The organism is Allobosea sp. P4_C6 (assembly GCF_056402015.1).
In genome coordinates this window covers 32,522-50,218 of sequence record NZ_JBFUIF010000026.1, presented here as the reverse complement: position 1 = coordinate 50,218, position 17,697 = coordinate 32,522, and the positions used below count along the sequence as shown (strand labels likewise).

The following is a 17,697-nucleotide window of genomic DNA, read 5'->3' as shown; positions in this document are numbered from 1 at the left end:
CTCAGGAGAGGATCGGCCCGATCGACAGTTGCGGCGCCGGCGTCGGTTCTGGGTTCCGGGCTCTTCGCTATGCGAAGCCCCGGAATGACGGCGGGAACAAGATTTCGGTATTCGGAGACCATTCTATGAAAGCCCTCACGCAAGGCCGCTATCTCGGCCGCGATGGCGAAGCTGCCCTGTTCGATGTCGGGCTCGGCCACACGCTCGCCGTCCGCATCCTCGAAGGCGATATCGGCCGTGTCACGCTGAAGCCGCAGGACGGCTATCGGCTCGACCGTGGCTGGTCGATCGCGCCCGGCGGGCTGGAGCCGGCCTATGAGGGGCGTCCACGCGACGATCTCTCAGGTTTCACTTGCCCGAGCGCCAAGGTCAGCACCGGCGAGGGTTGGGTCGTTCTTTCGGCCGGCGGGCTGACGGCCGAGGTCACGCTCGCGCCCTTCGGCATCGCCTGGCGCCGCGATGGCGAGGAAAAGCCCTTCCTCCAGGACCGCACCACGCAGGCCTATCTGGTTTCGCCGCGCACCGGCGCGCTCGCGCATTTCATGGCGCGCGACTACGCCGAGCGACATTACGGCCTCGGCGACAAGGCCGGCTCGCTCGATCGCACCGGTCGCCGTTTCGCCATCGACGCGGTCGATCCCTGCGGTTTCGACGCGGAGCTGTCGGACCCGCTCTACAAGATGCTGCCCTTCTTCATCGTCGACGGGCCGGTCGGCGCGCACGGCATCTTCTACGACAACCTCTCGACCGGCAGCGTCGATCTCGGCTGCACGCTCGACAACTACCATGGCCTATTCCGCTCATGGAAAGGCGACGATGGCGATCTCGACTATTACGTGATGGCCGGCCCGACAGTGCCGGACGTGGTCCGGCGCTTCTCCTGGCTGACCGGCGGGCAGGCCTTCGCGCCGCTCTGGTCCTTCGGCTTCGGCGTGACTTCGATGGCGATCGCCGACGCGCCCGATGCCGATGCCCGCATCAGCGACTTCATCGGCAAGCTGGAGGCGCATCGCATCCCCTGCGACAGCTTCCACTTCGGCTCGGGCTACACCCAGATCGGCCATCGCCGCTACGCCTTCAACTGGAACCGGGACAAGTTTCCGGACCCGAAGGCGACGATGCAGCGGCTGAACGATGTCGGCATCTTCACCGTCGCCAATCTCAAGCCCTGCCTCCTCGACGACCATCCGCGGCTGAAGGAAACGCTCGACGGCGGCTTCCTCGTGAAGGACGGCAAGACCGGTGAGCCGGCCGTCGCACAGTTCTGGGACGGGCTGGGCTTCCACCTCGACTACACCAACCCCAAGGGCCGGGCCTGGTGGCGGAACGGCATCGAGACGGCGCTGCTCGACTATGGCTTCACCACCGTCTGGAACGACAACAACGAATACGAGATCTGGGACGAGGACGCTGTCTGCGACGGCGACGGCCGGCCGTTCCGGCAGGCGCTGGCGCGCCCGGCGCAGCCGCTGTTGATGACGAAGCTCTCCTATGAGGCGCAGGCCGAGCACCAGCCCGGCAAGCGGCAATATGCGATCACCCGCGGTGGCTGCGCCGGAATCTCGCGCTACGCCCAGACCTGGTCGGGCGACAACGAGACCGCCTGGAAGACACTGCGCTACAACCTGACGCAAGGCCTCAACATGAGCCTGTCGGGCCTATTCAGCATCGGCCATGATGTCGGCGGCTTCCACGGCCCGACGCCCGGCCCCGAGCTCTTCGTGCGCTTCAACGAGTTCTGCTCCTTATGGCCGCGCATGGTCATGAACTCCTGGAACGATGACGGCGTCGTCAACCTGCCCTGGATGTATCCGGAGATAGTGCCGCAGGTGCGCGAGGCGATCTCGTTGCGCTACCGGCTGATGCCCTATCTCTACACGCTGATGTGGCGGGCGAGCCGCGACGGCACGCCGGCGATCCGCCCGCTGCTCTGGGACTTCCCGCAGGATGCGACGGCCGTGAACACCGACGATGCCTTCATGCTCGGCCCGGACGTGCTGGTCGCGCCGGTGCTGGAGGAGGGCGCCCGCGAGCGCAGCGTCTACCTGCCGGTGCATGAGGGCGGCTGGTACGACTGGCACGAGGGCAAGCACTTTGCCGGTGGCGCGGTCGCGACGGTCGCGGCGCCGCTCGGCCGCCTGCCGGTCTTCGTCCGCGCCGGTGCGCTGATCCCGCTCGGCAATCCCGAGGGCATCGACGACCTGCGCGAACTGCTCGTCTGCGGTATCGTCGAGGGCGCCAGCGGCGAACTCTACGAGGATGACGGCGAGACCAGCGATTGGCGCGGCACCGGCGGGACCGTGCTGCGCTTCAGCGTGCGCGATGGCGAGATCGAGACCCATCAGCAGGGCGAGACCGAGCCCCGGTTCGACCGCATCGCGATCCGGCATATCGCGACAGACGGGACCAAGCCCGGCGCCTGAGCCAGTTGGGGTGCAGGGTCGGTTGGCTTGCGCCGGCCGGCCTCAATCGCTGCGGCGCGCAGCGCGCGCCACAGCGGCCGCGACCCGCTCATGCCCATCAGCCAAAATCGCCGTGGCGAGCCGGACATGCTCGGTCGGCCGCAGCGAGCATTTGCTGCCCGGCAGGACAGCGATGCCATGGGCGGCAAGCGTCACCAGTGCGTATTGCTCGGATTCGACGGGGATCCAGATACAGAGCCCGTCGGTCTCCGGCATGGCGACGCCATGCTCCGCCAGGCCGGCCAGCAATGTCCGCCGACGCTCGGCATAGATCGCGCGGGCTTTGGCGACGTGTTGCGCCGTCGCGGCATCCTCGATCAGCCAGGCTGTCGCGGCCTGCAGCAGCCGGCTCGTCCAGCCCGATGAGAAGCTGCGATAGGACTGGATCTGCCGGATGATGTTGGTTGGCGCCGACAGCACGGCGATCCTGAGATCGGGCCCGAGCGACTTCGAGAACGAGCGGATATGGACGACCCGCTCCGGCATGGTCGTTCCCAGGCTGATCGGCGGGTGAACCGAAACATCGCCGACGCCATCATCCTCGATCACCAGGGTTTCGCTGCCGGCCAGCACCGCGGCCAGTTCCTGCAGGCGCCCGGCGCTGACATGCCGGCCGGTCACGGAATGCGTGCGCGGCTGGAAGATGAAGGCGGCAGGGCGCCGCGCCAGCGCCGCCGCCAGCTGATCGGGCAGGGGGCCTTCCGCATCGCAGCCGATCGGCAGGATCTCCGCGCCGAGATCCTCGATGATGTCGAGGAGCCGCATCGCGGTGGGGTCTTCGATCGCCACGCAAGCCCCCGGCAGCACGGTCGCATGGAGAACCGAGTAGACCGCGTTGTAGCCGCCATTGGTGGCGAGGAAGGCGTCAGGGGCATAAGGCCATTGCGGCAAGACCGCGTCCCGCAGCGCGGGCAGGATAGGCGTGCGCTCGTAGCTGTTCAGGTTCTCGGCCCCGGCCGCATGCGCCAGCGCCTCGCGCAGCGGCGGCAGCAGCCCGGCATCGGGAATGGCAAATGAGAGGTCGAGCACATCAGGCGCGAAATGCGCGACGCTGCCCATGCGGGAAGGGCGCGGAGTGGCACTGTCGCCGCTGACCCAGGCGCCGCCGCGGCCGCGGCCCGAGACGATCTTCTGCCGCTTCAGCTCGCTCCAGGCCTCGGAGATCGTGCCGGGGCTGACGCCGAGCCGGAAGGCAAGGTCACGCACGGTTGGTAGCCGCAGGCCCACGGGCAGGGCGCCCGAGCGGATCAGGCCGCTGACCTCCAGCGCGAGCCCGCGTGCTGTGCGTTGCGTCAGGCGGCTTGCCAGCCAGGTTGCGTCGGTTTCGCTGTTCATCAGATTCAGAAAAGAATGTTCAGGAACGTAATATCGATTGATCAGGTAAAGTGAACATTTAATCTCGCCATATTCAAGGCTTGGAACGAGGTGTGTGTTGAAACCTGTTATCCGGCTGGCCCTGCGCGACTGGGACTTCATCACGCCGCTGCTGCTCGGCGATCTCGTCCCCGAAAAATTCGAACTGAAGATCGAGCGGCTGGCGGCCCTGCCGGACGATTTCGCCAGCGATCCGCGCTTCGATGCCTCGGAAATCTCGTTCAGCCGCTACACCACGGGCAAGGCACGTGGCGAGACCGGCGTCTTCGGCATTCCGAACTTCATCATGCGCGGTTTCCGGCATCGCTGCGTGGTCACCACGGCGGCGAGCCCGCTGAAGCGTTTCGAGGATCTCCGCGGCAAACGCATCGGCATCGCCGGCTGGCAGGATTCCGGCAACACCTGGACACGGGCCGCTCTGGCCGAATCCGGCGTCGGCATCGAGGACGCTTTCTGGGCGGTCAGCCGCCTTGGCGCGGACCACCCGATCACCGACCGTGTCGGGCGCTATGCGCGGCCCGGCCGGATCGAGGCGCTGCCGGGCCAGCCGCCCCTGCTCGACCTGCTCACGGCAGGCGAGATCGACGCCGTCCTGATGCCGTTCATGCCCAAGGGCTTCTTCTCGCCCGGCTCGCCGTTCCGCGCGCTGCTGCCTGATATCCGCGCGGCTGAGAAGGGGTATTTCGACAAGGTCGGTTACGTGCCGGGCATGCACATCATCGGGCTCAAGCCCGAGATCGTAGCGCGCGATCCCTGGCTGCCGCAGGCGCTCAGCGATCTGCTCGACGAGAGCCAGCGTGTCTGGTTGGAGAAGCGCCGCCGTTACGCCGACACCACGCCCTGGCTGATCGACGAACTGGTGCGCAGCGGACATGATCTCCCGGCGGATTGGAACGCTAGCGGTCTCGGCCCGAACCGGGTGATGATTGCCGCGTTTCTCGATCAGCTGCGGATCCAGGAGCTCGCGGAGACCGATCTGACGCCAGAGACGCTGTTCCCAGCCGCCGGTGAATTGGCGGAGCCTGCGCGCGTCGCCTGAGCGGCGCCATCTGATCAAAGACATAACGACGAAGGGGAATGTCGCCATGAAGACGATCGTGAAATTGGCCGGTGCCGTCGCGCTCTCCGTAGCGCTCATGCAGGGGGCGGCCCAGGCGCAGGACCAATCCATTCAGATCCCGAAGCAGAAGGTCGACGAGAGCCTGCGCGCCAAGCTGCCGGAAACCATCCGCAGCGCTGGCAAGATGATCTCGGTCAACAACGGCTCCTTCCCGCCCTACGAGATCGTCACGGACACCAACAAGATGATCGGCGCCAGCGCCGATCTGGCCGAGGCGCTGGGCGAGCTGTTCGGCGTCAAGATCGAGCATGCGACGGTCAACGGCCTCGCCTCGGCGCTGAGCGGCATCGCGGCCGGGCGCTTCCAGTTCGCGATGGGGCCGATCGGCGATTTCAAGACGCGCCAGGAGGCGAACGACTTCGTCGACTACGTCCGCGAATTCGTGATCTTCGCGGTGCAGAAGGGCAATCCGAAGGGCATCACCAGCCTCGAGGATAGCTGCGGCAAGAAGATCGCGGTGATGTCCGCCGGTTCGGCCGAGAAGGTCATCAAGGCGCAGGCCGAGAAATGCGCGGCCGACGGCAAGCCGGCGCTCGAGGTGATGTCCTTCACCGACCAGCCGACATCGATCCTGTCCGTGCGCTCGCGCCGGTCCGACGCGTTCTTCTCGTCGCAGGCGCCGCTCAGCTATTTCGTCCAGCAGGCGAAGGGCGATCTCGAACTCGCCGCGATCGGCAAGGCGAACGGCTTCCAGGACCTGTTCCAGGGCGCCGTTGTGCCCAAGGGCTCACCGCTCGGCGCCGCCCTGCTCGACGGCATCAAGGCGCTGAAGGCGAACGGCACCTATGCCGCGATCTTCAAGAAATGGGGGCTCGAGAACAACATGATCGACGAGCCCGGCATCAACCGGTCGACGAACTGAGCGGCGGCCGAACGATGAGCACCGCAGCTGACATGGCGGGCGATAGGCAGGCGACGTTGCGCGACGTCGCCACCGCCCACCGCCCGGTCGAATGGGGTCGCTGGCTGATCTGGGCCTTCGTGCTCGTCGTCGCGGCCAATTTCGCCTGGATCGTCGCCTGGAATCCGAATTTCGGCTGGCCGGTGGTGGCCCAGTGGTTCACCGCCGAGTCGATCCTGCGCGGGCTCTACGTCACGCTCGGGCTGACGGTCGTCGCGATGGTGATCGGCGTCGCCATCGGGCTGCTGCTTGCGGTCGCCCGGCTCTCGGACGACCGGCTGCTGAGCGGCCTCGCCGGCCTCTACATCTGGTTCTTCCGTGGCACGCCGCTGCTGGTGCAGCTCATCTTCTGGTACAATCTCTCGACGCTCTTTCCCGAAATCTCGATTTCCATCCCCTTCGGGCCGACGCTCGTCAGCTGGCACACCAACGACCTGATCACGCCGATGACGGCGGCCATCGCCGGCCTCTCGCTGAACGAGGCGGCCTATATGGCCGAGATCATCCGGGGTGGGCTGCTCTCGGTCGACAAGGGGCAGGTCGAGGCGACCGATGCCTTCGGCATGACGCGCTCGCGGGCTCTGCGCCGGGTCATCATTCCCCAGGCGATGCGCTCGATCGTRCCGCCCACCGGCAACCAGCTCATCAGCATGATCAAGGCGACCTCGCTGGTCAGCGTCATCGCCATGGCCGATCTGCTCTATTCGGTGCAGGCTGTCTACAACCGCACCTTCGAGGTCATCCCGATGCTGATGGTCGCGGTGATCTGGTATCTCGCCATCACCTCGGTCCTGAACGTCGGCCAGGGCTTCATCGAGCGCTATTACGCCCGCGGCGAGCGCGGCTCGACCCAGGCGGCGCCCGTCGTCATCGCGGAGCCCACCCCATGATCCGCAACGCAACCGACGCCGGAGCCGTGCCGCTGGTCAGCGCCCGCAACGTCCACAAATCCTTCGGCTCCAACGAGGTGCTGAAGGGCATCGATCTCGATGTCGCGTCCGGGGAGGTCGTCGTGATCCTCGGGCCTTCAGGCTCGGGCAAGTCGACCTTCCTGCGCTGCATCAACCATCTGGAGGCGATCGATCGCGGCTCGATCATGGTCGCGGGCGAGCAGATCGGCTACCGGCTCGCCGGCGAGCRGCTGATCAAGCTGTCGAACCGGGCGATCGCGGCGCAGCGCCGCCAGATCGGCATGGTCTTCCAGCAGTTCAACCTCTACCCGCACATGACGGCGCTGGAGAACATCATCGAGGCGCCGGTCGGCGTGCACCGGCACGGCCGCAAGGCCGCGACCGACTACGCGATGGAACTGCTGGGCCGCATCGGGCTGACCGAGAAGGCCAACGCCTATCCGCGCCAGCTCTCCGGCGGCCAGCAGCAGCGCGTCGCCATCGCTCGTGCGCTCGCCATCCGCCCGAGGCTGATGCTGTTCGACGAGCCTACTTCGGCGCTCGATCCCGAGCTGGTCGGCGAGGTGCTGGCGACGATGCGCGATCTGGCCGTGCAGGGGCTGACGATGATCGTCGTCACCCATGAGATCGGCTTCGCACGGGAGGCGGCCGATCGCGTCGTGTTCATGGATGGCGGGCTCGTGGTGGAGCAGGGGCGCCCGGAAGAGGTGCTGGCCAATCCACAGCATCCGCGGACCCGCCTCTTCCTCAGCCGCTTCATTCGCGAAGCGGCCTGAACTTCGATCGGACGGCCCTGCCAGCTTCCAAAGGCCTGACGGGCCGACCGCGCGCCGCCTTCACATGCCTCCAAGATGGCGCGGCAGCCACAGCGCGAGGTCCGGCCAGGCGAGCAGCATGGCGATCAGCACGAAGGGCGCGACCAGGAAGGGCAGCACCCCGCGATACATCGCGCCCAGGCTGATCTCGGGCGCCTGCGTACGGATGACGAAGAGGTTCATGCCGACCGGCGGATGGATCAGCCCGATCTCGACGACGATCACCAGGAGCACGCCGAACCAGATCGGATCGTAGCCCGTCGACAGCACGAGCGGCAGCAGCACCGGCACCGTCACCAGCACCATGCCGATCCCTTCGAGGAAGCAGCCGAGGAAGACGTAGAAGGCGACGAGCAGCAGCATCACCGCAAGCGGCGGCAGGCCGACCGCATCGATGCTCCTGACCACGGACTGGGCCATGCCGGTCTGCACGACGAAATAGGAGAAGATCGTCGATCCCAGCACGATCAGGACGAGATTGGCGGTGATGCGCGTCGTCTCGGTGAAGGCGGTGGCGACGTCGCCGCGCTTGAAGCCGCCGCGCAGGAGCCCCAGCAGGAGGGCGCCGAAGGCGCCGACCGCAGCCGCCTCGGTCGGGCTGAACCAGCCGAGATAGATGCCGCCGAAAGTGACCGCGAAAAGCAGCGCGACGTCCCAGATCGACAGCACCAGGCGGAAGGTCTGGGCCCGGCTCTCCGCCGGCAGCTTCGGCGCCGCTTCGGGCCGCAGCCAGACCCAGAGCGCCACGGTCGCGAGGTAGAGGGCGGTGAGCAGAAGACCCGGGATCAGCGCTGCCGCAAACAGCTTGATGATCGAGAGCTGGGCGATGATGCCGTAGATCATCAGGATCAGCGAAGGCGGGATCAGGATGCCGAGCGTGCCGCCGGCGGCGACCACACCCGCCGCCAGCGCTGGCGAATATCCGGCCTTCAGCATCTGCGGAATCGAGATCCGGCTCATCGTCGCCGCCGTCGCCAGCGACGAGCCGCAGACGGCGCCGAAGGCCGCCGAGGCGCCGACCGCCGCCATGGCGAGCGAGCCGCGGATGCCGGCGAAGATGCCGTTGCTCGCGCGGAACAGATCGCCGGATAGGCCGGCCATCGTCGCGAGCGCGCCCATCAGCGTGAACAACGGCAGCACCGAGAGCGAATAAGCGGAAGATAATTCGAGCGGCACCGCGCCGAAGACGAGCCTGGCCTTGGCGAAGCCGTCGATGGCGGCATAGCCGACGAAGCCGACGAGGCCGAGCGCCACGGCGACCGGAATGCGGGCCAGGATCATGCCGACGAGCGTCGCCATGCCGAGGAGGCCAATGGTGGTCGTGCTCATGGCGTGGCCTCCTCCTGGCGATGCAGTGCGGCCGCTTTCGGCTTGTTCTCGCCCCGCGGAAACATCCTGACCTGCGTGATGACGCGGCCCAGGACGACGATCATGGAAACGATGAGGGCGACTTCGATCGTCAACAGGAGCGTCCAGATCGGCACCGGCAGATCGGGCTTCTGGTCGCCGAAGCGATAGGCGTCCATGAGCGGCTGCAGGAGCGTGGCGGCGAGCAGCCCGAGGAAGGCAAGCGTCGCGATCTCGCCGATCAGGATCAGCATCGCGAGCCCACGCGGCCCCGCCGCCGCGTCGAAGATGTCGACCTTGATCTGCTCGTCCCGCCGGAAGCAATCCGGCAGCGCCAGGAAGGCGACGAGAACCAGCGTGACCTCGACGAGGTCGAGCGTGCCGTGGATCGGATGGTTGAAGGCGAGCCGCCCGCCGATGTCGAGCATCGTCCAGAGCAGCATCACGGCCAGCGCGATCGCTCCGCAAGCTGTCAGAAGACGCGCCGGATCGAAGCGATGTCCTGCGCCGCCGCCGGTCATTGCGCCCTGCCCACGGCTGCCCGCAGCCGCTCGTAGAAGTCGCGCGCCTTGGGGTTCTTCGCCTCGGCCTTGGGCAGGAAGGCGGCGGCGATGGGCTTGGTCTTCTCCTCGAAGGCGGCCCGTTCGGCGGGTGTCAGATCGACGATCTCGACATTGGCCGCGCGCAGATACTTCTCGCCGTCATCCTCGGCCGCGTCGTAGAGCGCGCCGATCTTCCGCGCGGCCTCCGGCCCGGTGGTCTCGTCGATGATCTTGCGCAGGTCTTCCGGCAGGGACTTGTAGCGCTCGGCATTCATGACCAGCGCGAAGGTGCCGGCGGACGCCTTCAGCGGCGTGACCGACTTCATGCTCTCGGCCATCTGGAAGGACTTTGCCGCCTCGTAGTTGAACAGCATGCCGGTGATGGTGCCCTTGGCCAGCGCGTCTGAAAGCTCTGCCGGCGTGACAGCCGCCGGGCTGCCGCCCCAGGCCTCGATCATCGCGGACGCTATCGGCCCGTTGTGCCTGATGCGCAGGCCGCGCATCGCGGCAGGGTCGCGCACCGCGCCGCGGTTGAAGAACAGGCTCACCGTCGGCGTCGCGATGAAGTAGAGCAGCTTCGTGCCTTCATGCTCGGCGGCGAGATCGGCGGCCATCCCGGTCACGATCGCGGAGGCCTCCGCAGTGCTGATCGCCTTGGAGGCGGCGCCTTCACCGCGATTGAAGATGTAGGGGATCTGGGTGAGCTCCGTCAGCGGGAAGCGCCCCGGCAGCGCACCGTGCAGGAAGAAGGCGATATCGGCGACGCCGGTGCGGGCGAGATCGTATTGCCGTGGCATCGGCCCCATCTGCGCGGCGGGGAAGATCGTCAGCTTGAGCCGCCCGCCCGAGCGCTTGGCAAGATCGTCGCCCCACTCTTCGAGCTTCTTGTGAAGCTGGTGGTTGGGAGGCAGGTAATGCGAGACCTTGAGCTCGATGGTCTGCGCGAGCGCACCTGCCGCTGAGAGAGACAGGCCGAACAGGGCGCCCAGCAAGGCGCCCGCCATTCCTCGTATCATCGTTTCCTCCCCGATTGTTTTGTCGTTGGTCTTCTATGCGGCCGTGGCAGATACCGGTGCGACCGCTCCCTTTTCGATGGCCCCGGTGACGCGTGCGAGCAGTTCCGCCGCATCCGCCGGCAGGGCGTCGCTGCGCCAGGCGACGTGCTGGTCCGGCCGGATCAGCGCGAACCGCGCAGCGTAACGCGCAGGCAAGCGCCGGTCCCCCGGAGCGAGAACCGTCAGCGGGATTCCGAGGTGCTCGGCCACTGCTGCGAAGCCTGCCGCCTGCTGCGTCTCGCCCGCCGTGACGAGCAGCGTGAAGCCGGAGCCGAAATTGTCGTAGAGCGACGAGCCGTCGTTCAGCCACAGATGCGGCGCGAGGCAGCCGGGATGGGCCGAGGGCACATAGAGCATGAAATGCTCCGGCGGCGGCTCGCTGCCATCCGGTACGATGACCGGCGAATCCGCGTAACGCGAGCCCAGCACGATGCCGAGCGTCCTGAATTCGCGCAGCTTGGTCGCCTCGATGATCTCGCCGACCTCGCGGCGCGTCGCCTCGCCGAGCGGCCCGGGATCTTCCAGCCCCGGCCGGACGAGCTGATTGCCGAGCACGCCGTAATTGATCACCGCTTCCGCGATGGTGCGTTCATGCACCTGGCGCCGCTCCGCCTCGTAGCTCGCCAGCAGTTCAGGCCCGCCCCAGCCCTGGAGCGCGGCGGCGAGCTTCCAGCCGAGATCGACCGCATCGCCGATGCCCATGTTCATGCCGAAGCCGCCGAAGGGCGGGTGGAGATGGCAGGCGTCGCCAGCGAGGAAGACGCGCCCCTCCTCGTAACGATCGGCAACCAGCTTGTGCGCGACCCAGGGGTCCTTGCCGACGATCTCGATCTCGAGGTCGTGCAGGCCGGTGCCCTGGCGGATCAGGGCGACGGGGTCGACGCTCGCCGGATCGATGTCGTTGGCGAGCTTGGTGACCATGAAGAACCACAGGCCCTGCCCATCCATCGGCCCGAGCAGCGAGGGCAGCTCCTCGTTGATCATCCAGTACATGATCGCCTCGCCATGCGCATGGCAGCTGGCGAGGTCGGGAGCGCGGAAGATGATGTTGTAGTTGCGCGAATAGGCCCTGTCGCCGGTCATCGTCGCGCCGATGGCGTCGCGCACCAGGCTGCGCGCGCCGTCGGCGCCGATGAGGTAGGCGCTCCTGACCTGCTCGACCTTGCCCGTCGAAAGGTCCTTGAGTTCACTGGTGACGCCGCCGCCATCCTGCTTGAAGGAGGCGAGTTCGGTGCTGAAGCTGATGCTCACGCCCGGCAGCGAGGCCGCATGCTCGCGCAGCACCTCCTCCAGCACATATTGCGGCACCCACTGGGCGGATTCCGAATAGAGGTCGTTGCGCGCCGGGCTGCCGTTCAGCGCGTTCTCGAAGCGCGCGAGCCTGGGCCCGGTCATCCGCGTGGCGAAGACGACGTTGGAGGGATAGTCGCGCGGGATCGGCGAGACCTCGCGCAGCCTGTCGGCGATGCCCCAGCGGCGCAGATGCTCGCGGGTGCGGACATTCGTCGTCTTTGCGCGCGGCGCGTAGCCGACCCGGTCGTTGCGCTCCACCACGAGGCAGCGCACGCCGCGGCTGCCGAGTTCGATGGCGGCGGCTAGCCCCACAGGGCCGGCGCCGGCGATCAGCACGTCGATCTCGTTGCCGCTGTCCTTCACCGCATGTCCCCTTCCGTCTTGCTCAACGATGCCCGCCCGGTCACGCGGCGGTCTGTGCGGCTGCTTCCTGAGCAATGGGATTGACCAGCAGGCCGATGCCCTCGACCTCGACCTCGCAGACATCGCCGGGCTTCATGAAGAGCGGCGGCTTGCGCGCACCGCCGACGCCGGCAGGCGTGCCGGTGACGATGACATCGCCCGGTTCCAGCGTGATCGCCTCGCTGATGATCGCGATCAGGCTCGCGACATCGAAGACCATGGTGTCGGTCGAGGCGCTTTGGACGGTCTGGCCGTTGAGGCGGGTTTCGAGCTTCAGCCCCTTCGCGCCCGGAGGCAGTTCGTCCGCAGTGACCAGCGCCGGGCCGAAGGCGCCGGTGCCGTCGAAATTCTTGCCGACCGTCCATTGCGGCGACTTGAACTGGTACTCGCGCACCGAGCCTTCGTTGAAGACGGCGTAGCCGGCGACGAGATCGAGCGCGGCGGCCTTCGGCACATGCTTGCCGTGCCGGCCGATCACCGCCGCGATCTCGCCCTCATAGTCGAGCTGGTCCGAGAGGTTCGGCCGGATCATCGGCGCCCGATGACCGATCAGCGTCGTCGAGAAGCGGCCGAAGAGCGTCGGATAGTCCGGCTGCTTGAAGCCGCTCTCCGCCGAATGATCGGCATAGTTCAGGCCGACGCAGATGATCTTGCCCGGACGCGGCAACACCGGCAGGAAGGTCGCCCGCTCCGGGTCGAGCACTGCAGAGGCCGGGGCCTTGTCGAGCGCGGCGGCGACGGCGGCCCGTGCCGCAGGCCCGCCCTCGATGAAGGCGAGCATGCTTTCCGGCAGGCCGGTGCCGACCGCCGAGAGATCGACGAGATCCTGGCCGCGATAGGCCGCCAGCCGGGCCTTGCCGTTGCGGGAGATGGTGGCGAGACGCATTGAAGGCACTCCTTCGGATTGAGCTCAGGTGCCAGCTATCCAGCCGGCTCCGATCGATGTCAGGCTTGGCCGAACAGCACGGACAGGCGCCGCTCCGCGAAGCGCCATTCCCCATCCGGCTCCTTGCGGTAGCGGTCGGCGTATTCGCAGATCAGGAAGGGCGTGGCCGAGCCCGGCCCGGCGCCGTCATGGCGATAGAGCGTCAGCACGACGAAGCCGCGCGCGGTGTCGGGCGAAACGGCCTCGATCAGGATGTTGCTCTGGACGTGCCGCGAGCGCCTCTCGCGCATGGCCGCGCGCTCCGCGCCCCAGGCGGCGATGGCCGCGCGCCCGACCTTGTCGGGGCCGACGCCATAGAGCGCGGCATCCGTGGTGAACAGCTCGCCGATGCGATCCGACTCGCCATGGTCGATCAGCCAGGCATGGCGCTGGATCAGATCCTCGATCGCCGCGCGATCCTCAGGGTTCAGTCGGGCTGTCATCGCTGACGAACCTCCGCCTTGCCGTCAAATCGGCAGGCCGAGATCGGGCGGCGCACCGGCCGGTTCGTAGTCCCCCTTGCGCATGCCCGTGTGCAGCGCTTCGAAGCCGGCCCCGCCCTTATGGGCTTGGTAGACGCGTTCGGGGTCGAAGAAAGTCCCGATCGGGTTTTCCCTGAAATCCGGCGACGTTCGCATCCATTCGCTGGATTGCGCCCAGTCGCCATAGCTGTCGCATTGCAGCTCGACGAAATTGCCCTCGGGATCGCGATAGTAGATCGAGATCGTCATGCCATGGTCGAGGCAGAAGGCCGGCAGGATGCCCTCGTCACGCAGCCGGGCATAGGACGACATCAGGTCGGCGAAGCTCTCATATTCGAACGCGCTGTGGTGCATGCCGTTATGGCTGCGCTTGTCGGGATCGTCGCCGAGACCCGGCGCTGACAGAAAGGCTACGCGGTGATTGGCTGCGTCATTGGTCGTCCAGGCATTGTTCGCATCCTGGAAATTCGGCGTGGAGCCGACCACCCGGCCGTACCAAGCGACCATCTCCGCGAGGCGGCTGGTCTTGAACGTGACGTGATGGAAGGCGGGCTTGATGATGTCCATGCGTTCCTCCTGCGGCGCCATTCTTCCCGTGAGGGCGCGGCGCCTGCGTTTTCGGTGGAACAGAGCTAGCGGACGGGCATATACCTGAATAGATGACAATAATGCCGGAGCGATAGCAGTTTGATATCGCTTCGGTGCGCTCGGCGGGAGGCCGGATCATGAAGCTTCATCACTTCGAGGAAGTCGTCGCGATCGCCGAGCGTGGCAGTGTCAGGGCGGCCTCCCGCCATTTGCGGATCGCGCAGCCCGCGCTGACGCGCAGCCTCGCCATGCTCGAGCGTGAATTGGGGGCGCCATTGTTTGAGCGGCGCGCCCGCGGCGTCGTCTGCACGCCCTTCGGCCAGGCCTTCATCGCCCGTGCTCGCTCGATCCTGTCGGAGATTCGCCGCACGCGCGAGGAGATGGAGCAGCTGCGCGGAGCCGGCACGGGCACCGTGACGGTCGGCCTTTCGATCGCTGCGCATCTCGCGCTGCTGCCGTCGAGCCTGCGGCCCTTCCGGGCGCGCTACCCGAACATCAAGCTGCATATCATCGAGGGCTTCTATCCCACCCTCGAAACGCGACTGCGGGACGGCTCGGTCGATTTCTACATCGGCCCGGAGGGCGGGGCGCAGGCCGTGCCTGAACTCAGCCTCGAAGTGCTCTTCCAGAACCGCCGCGTCGTGCTCTGCCGGGCAGGGCATCCGCTCGCGGGCGCGACGTCGTTGCGCGACCTCGTCGGACAGGACTGGGTCACGACGTCGATCACGGCGGATGACAGCGCCGAGATCAACGCATTCTTCGCCGGCCACGAGCTGCCGGCGCCGCATCTGGCGGTGCGTAGCCAGTCCGCGCTCACCTTGCTGACATGCCTCGCCAATAGCGACCTGCTGGCGATGGTGCCGAGCCAGTGGCAGGATTTCGAGATGACCGGGCAAGCCCTGACCACGATCAAGATCGTGGAGGAGCTGACCGCGCCGGCGCTCGTTGTCGTGCGCCGGGCCGATCTGCCGTTGACGCCGGCGGCGCTTTATCTTCTCGATCTGATGCGGCGGGCGAAGTCGCGGCTCGCAACGCCCGGTAGCCGCCCTCCGCCGGAACCCCAACTGCAGAACGTCGTGACGGCCGGCGGTAAGGCGACGCCGGCCGGTCGTTCTAAAGCCGGATCCGATCAGGTTGAATCAATCTGATCGAATTCGGCTGTAACTCCATGATGCAACTTGTTTTCCGGCTTCAGCGCTTGAGAGCCGGGCAGGCGCTTTCGCTCAACGGCCGGAACGCCTGGTCGCCCGGAATGGTCGCGAGGACATCGTAGAGATCCCACTCGCTTTTCGACTCCGAGGGCTGCTTGGCGCGGAAGACGTAGAAGTCATGGACCATGCGGCCGTCCGCGCGCAGCTTGGCGTTGCGCACGACGTCGTCCTCGATCGGCAGCTCGCGCATCTTGGCGATCACGGTCTTCGCCTCGTCGGACTTCGCGGCGGCGACAGCCTTCAGATAGTGCCGGACCGACGAATAGATGCCGGCCTGGATCGCCGACGGCACGGCGCCATGCGCGGCCTTGAAGCGCTCGGAAAAGGCGCGGGTGCGCTCGTCGAGGTTCCAGTAGAAGCCTTCGGTCAGCACGGTGCCCTGCGCCGAGGCGAGGCCGACGCTCTTGACGTCCATCGCGGTGAGAAAGAAGGCGACGAGCTTCTGCTTGTCCTGCCCGATGCCGAAATCGCGGGCGGTCTTGATGCCCGCGACCGTGTCGCCTCCGGCGTTGGCGAGCGCGATGAAATCCGCGCCTGAGCCCTGCGCGGTCAGCAACTGCGACGAGAGATCCACCGCAGGGAAGGCGTGCCGGATCGACCCGACATAGGTGCCGCCCTTGGCTGTCACCAGAGTCTTCGCGTCGGCCTCGAGCTGGTGGCCCAGCGCATAGTCGGCCGTGACGAGGAACCATTTGGTTCCGGGCTTGGTCAGGTAGTTCGCGACACCGGCGACCTGGACGTAGGTGTCCCACAACCACTGCACGATATGGTCGGGCTGGCAGGCATCGCCGGTGAGGCGCGCCGTGCCGCCGGGGAACAGGCCGACCCGGTTCTTGTCCTTGAGCAGCGGCGGAATCGCGAGCTGCAGCGAGGCGTTCGACATGTCGGCGAGGACGTCGACACCCTGCCGGTCGATCCATTCGCGTGCGATGGTCGAGCCGATATCGGGCTTGTTCTGATGGTCGGCCGAGACAACCTCGATCTTCATGCCGGCGCATTCGGCCTTCATGCAGTCATCGACGGCCATCTGCGTTGCGACGATGGAGCCCTTGCCGGTGATGTCCGAGTAGACGCCGGACATGTCGGTGAGCACGCCGATCTTGACGGAGCCCCCCGAAATCTCGGCGCGGGCCGCGCCGGCGAGGCACAGCGCGGATACGCCGGCCAATGCTGCGATGAAGCGTTTCATGGTCCCTCCCAGGTCCTTTTTTGATTGCGATGCGGTGCGTGATGTCGCGGCGACTACCAATGCGCCATGGGCAGCCCGGCGACGGGTGAGCGGAAATACGGAATGCGCGAGGCCCGCAGACTGCCGACATAGGCCGTCCCGAGATCGGGGCCGCCGAAGGTGATGCTGGCGAACCAGGGTGCGATCGTGCCGCCGCAGGCGAGCATCAGCTCGGAGGTCACTTCGTCGCGGGCAAAGGCGGCCATCAGCGCCTTGCCGGCCTCGCTGCCGCGGTCGTCGTCGAGCAGGATGCGCAGATCGCCGTCGGGCGTGATCGCAAAGATCCGGTCGACCATCACATGGGTGCCCCAGAGATTGCCGTGAGCATCGAAGGCGATGCCGTCGATGAAGGCGCCGTGATCGCTGGGACCAAAGGTCTCGCGGTCAGTCAGGCTGCCATCGGGCTGGACGCGCAGCCGCGTCACCCGGCAGGCGCAGGTCTCGGCGACATAGAGCCACTCCTCGCGGGCATCGAGCCTGATCTCGTTGGTGAAGGCGAAGCCGTCGGCGACGATCCGCAGGCGTCCGCCATCATAAAGGGCGATATAGCCGTCGCGGATGGTCGGGCTCATCGCCCGCATCCAGTTCTGCGTCCGCGTCGAGATCGTCATCCAGACGCGGTCGCGGCTGTCGCGCAGCACAAAATTGACCTTGCCGATGGGCTGCCCGTCGATGGTGTCGACCAGCACGCGGGTCTCGCCGCCGCGCGTCATCAATTCCAGACGGTCCGTGCCGAAATTGGAGATGAGGATGTCGCCATTGCCCGCGAAGGCGAGGCCGTTCGGCAGCGTACCGGAAACGAAGCGCGCTTCCTCGTCAGCCGCGTCGGTGAAGCGGCGGCTGGCCGTCTGGGTAATCAGGCGCTGCGTGCCGTCGGGCCGGATATGCACCACGCCACCGCGCGCATCGGCGCTCCATAGCGAGCCGTCGCGCTCCGCGAGGATGCATTCTGGCCGTTGCAGGCCTTCGCCGACATAGCGGATCGCCGCAGGATCGACCGTGAAGCCATCGAGCGGATTGGGGCTGCGCGACATCGGTGGC

The 17,697-nt window shown here is 66.9% G+C and carries 16 protein-coding genes; 6 read left to right on the top strand and 10 right to left on the bottom strand.

The features are described from left to right. Positions 1-125: 125 nt before the first annotated feature. Positions 126-2,423: a glycoside hydrolase family 31 protein gene (locus tag AC1DVA_RS18415; protein ID WP_476806835.1), complete on the top strand. Its 2,298-nt coding sequence runs from the start codon at positions 126-128 to the stop codon at positions 2,421-2,423. A 42-nt stretch (positions 2,424-2,465) separates the two neighbouring features. Here AC1DVA_RS18415 and AC1DVA_RS18410 read toward each other — a convergent pair whose 3' ends face one another. Beyond that, on the bottom strand, positions 2,466-3,797 hold the full coding sequence (locus tag AC1DVA_RS18410) for an aminotransferase-like domain-containing protein (protein WP_476806834.1): 1,332 nt from the start codon (positions 3,795-3,797) through the stop codon (positions 2,466-2,468). A gap of 97 nt (positions 3,798-3,894) precedes the next feature. On the opposite strand from AC1DVA_RS18410, the gene AC1DVA_RS18405 reads away from it, so the two are divergent. The 4 genes from AC1DVA_RS18405 to AC1DVA_RS18390 all read left to right on the top strand — a co-directional run bounded on the left by AC1DVA_RS18405 (position 3,895) and on the right by AC1DVA_RS18390 (position 7,544). Further along, a complete protein-coding gene (locus AC1DVA_RS18405; protein WP_476806833.1) occupies positions 3,895-4,875 on the top strand; it encodes a substrate-binding domain-containing protein in 981 nt (326 codons plus the stop codon). A gap of 97 nt (positions 4,876-4,972) precedes the next feature. Further along, complete coding sequence (locus AC1DVA_RS18400) at positions 4,973-5,818, top strand: ABC transporter substrate-binding protein (RefSeq protein WP_476806853.1); 846 nt, start codon at positions 4,973-4,975, stop codon at positions 5,816-5,818. A gap of 14 nt (positions 5,819-5,832) precedes the next feature. Beyond that, positions 5,833-6,747, top strand: coding sequence for an amino acid ABC transporter permease (locus tag AC1DVA_RS18395; protein WP_265052680.1), 915 nt, complete (start codon positions 5,833-5,835; stop codon positions 6,745-6,747). Further along, the gene (locus AC1DVA_RS18390) at positions 6,744-7,544 is read left to right on the top strand and encodes an amino acid ABC transporter ATP-binding protein (RefSeq protein ID WP_476806832.1); all 801 of its coding nucleotides are present in this window, start codon (positions 6,744-6,746) and stop codon (positions 7,542-7,544) included. Before AC1DVA_RS18395 ends, AC1DVA_RS18390 begins: the two co-directional genes overlap by 4 nt. A 60-nt stretch (positions 7,545-7,604) precedes the next feature. Here AC1DVA_RS18390 and AC1DVA_RS18385 read toward each other — a convergent pair whose 3' ends face one another. From AC1DVA_RS18385 to AC1DVA_RS18355, 7 genes are read right to left on the bottom strand one after another with little or no spacing between them, the layout of a single operon-like run. Further along, the gene (locus tag AC1DVA_RS18385) at positions 7,605-8,912 is read right to left on the bottom strand and encodes a TRAP transporter large permease (protein ID WP_476806831.1); all 1,308 of its coding nucleotides are present in this window, start codon (positions 8,910-8,912) and stop codon (positions 7,605-7,607) included. Next, positions 8,909-9,451 (bottom strand): TRAP transporter small permease, encoded by a 543-nt coding sequence (locus AC1DVA_RS18380; protein WP_265052683.1) that lies wholly within the window; start codon positions 9,449-9,451, stop codon positions 8,909-8,911. The genes AC1DVA_RS18385 and AC1DVA_RS18380 overlap by 4 nt, the downstream gene beginning before the upstream one ends. After that, on the bottom strand, positions 9,448-10,476 hold the full coding sequence (locus AC1DVA_RS18375; RefSeq protein WP_476806830.1) for a TRAP transporter substrate-binding protein: 1,029 nt from the start codon (positions 10,474-10,476) through the stop codon (positions 9,448-9,450). The genes AC1DVA_RS18380 and AC1DVA_RS18375 overlap by 4 nt, the downstream gene beginning before the upstream one ends. A gap of 45 nt (positions 10,477-10,521) precedes the next feature. Next, the gene (locus tag AC1DVA_RS18370; protein ID WP_265052685.1) at positions 10,522-12,183 is read right to left on the bottom strand and encodes an FAD-dependent monooxygenase; all 1,662 of its coding nucleotides are present in this window, start codon (positions 12,181-12,183) and stop codon (positions 10,522-10,524) included. Positions 12,184-12,223: 40 nt separating this feature from the next. Then, positions 12,224-13,108 carry a fumarylacetoacetate hydrolase family protein gene (locus tag AC1DVA_RS18365; RefSeq protein ID WP_265052686.1) on the bottom strand — a complete coding sequence of 295 codons (885 nt, stop codon included), beginning with the start codon at positions 13,106-13,108 and terminating at the stop codon, positions 12,224-12,226. 59 nt (positions 13,109-13,167) lie between these two features. Beyond that, complete coding sequence (locus AC1DVA_RS18360; RefSeq protein WP_265052687.1) at positions 13,168-13,590, bottom strand: nuclear transport factor 2 family protein; 423 nt, start codon at positions 13,588-13,590, stop codon at positions 13,168-13,170. 24 nt (positions 13,591-13,614) lie between these two features. Continuing rightward, positions 13,615-14,196 carry a VOC family protein gene (locus AC1DVA_RS18355; protein WP_265052688.1) on the bottom strand — a complete coding sequence of 194 codons (582 nt, stop codon included), beginning with the start codon at positions 14,194-14,196 and terminating at the stop codon, positions 13,615-13,617. Between the two features lie 158 nt (positions 14,197-14,354). On the opposite strand from AC1DVA_RS18355, the gene AC1DVA_RS18350 reads away from it, so the two are divergent. Next, positions 14,355-15,365 carry a LysR substrate-binding domain-containing protein gene (locus AC1DVA_RS18350; protein WP_265052689.1) on the top strand — a complete coding sequence of 337 codons (1,011 nt, stop codon included), beginning with the start codon at positions 14,355-14,357 and terminating at the stop codon, positions 15,363-15,365. 43 nt (positions 15,366-15,408) lie between these two features. Here the strand turns inward: AC1DVA_RS18350 and AC1DVA_RS18345 are convergent, their stop codons facing one another. Next, positions 15,409-16,617 carry an ABC transporter substrate-binding protein gene (locus AC1DVA_RS18345; protein ID WP_476806829.1) on the bottom strand — a complete coding sequence of 403 codons (1,209 nt, stop codon included), beginning with the start codon at positions 16,615-16,617 and terminating at the stop codon, positions 15,409-15,411. 53 nt (positions 16,618-16,670) lie between these two features. Further along, positions 16,671-17,690: an SMP-30/gluconolactonase/LRE family protein gene (locus AC1DVA_RS18340; RefSeq protein ID WP_476806828.1), complete on the bottom strand. Its 1,020-nt coding sequence runs from the start codon at positions 17,688-17,690 to the stop codon at positions 16,671-16,673. Positions 17,691-17,697 lie beyond the last annotated feature (7 nt).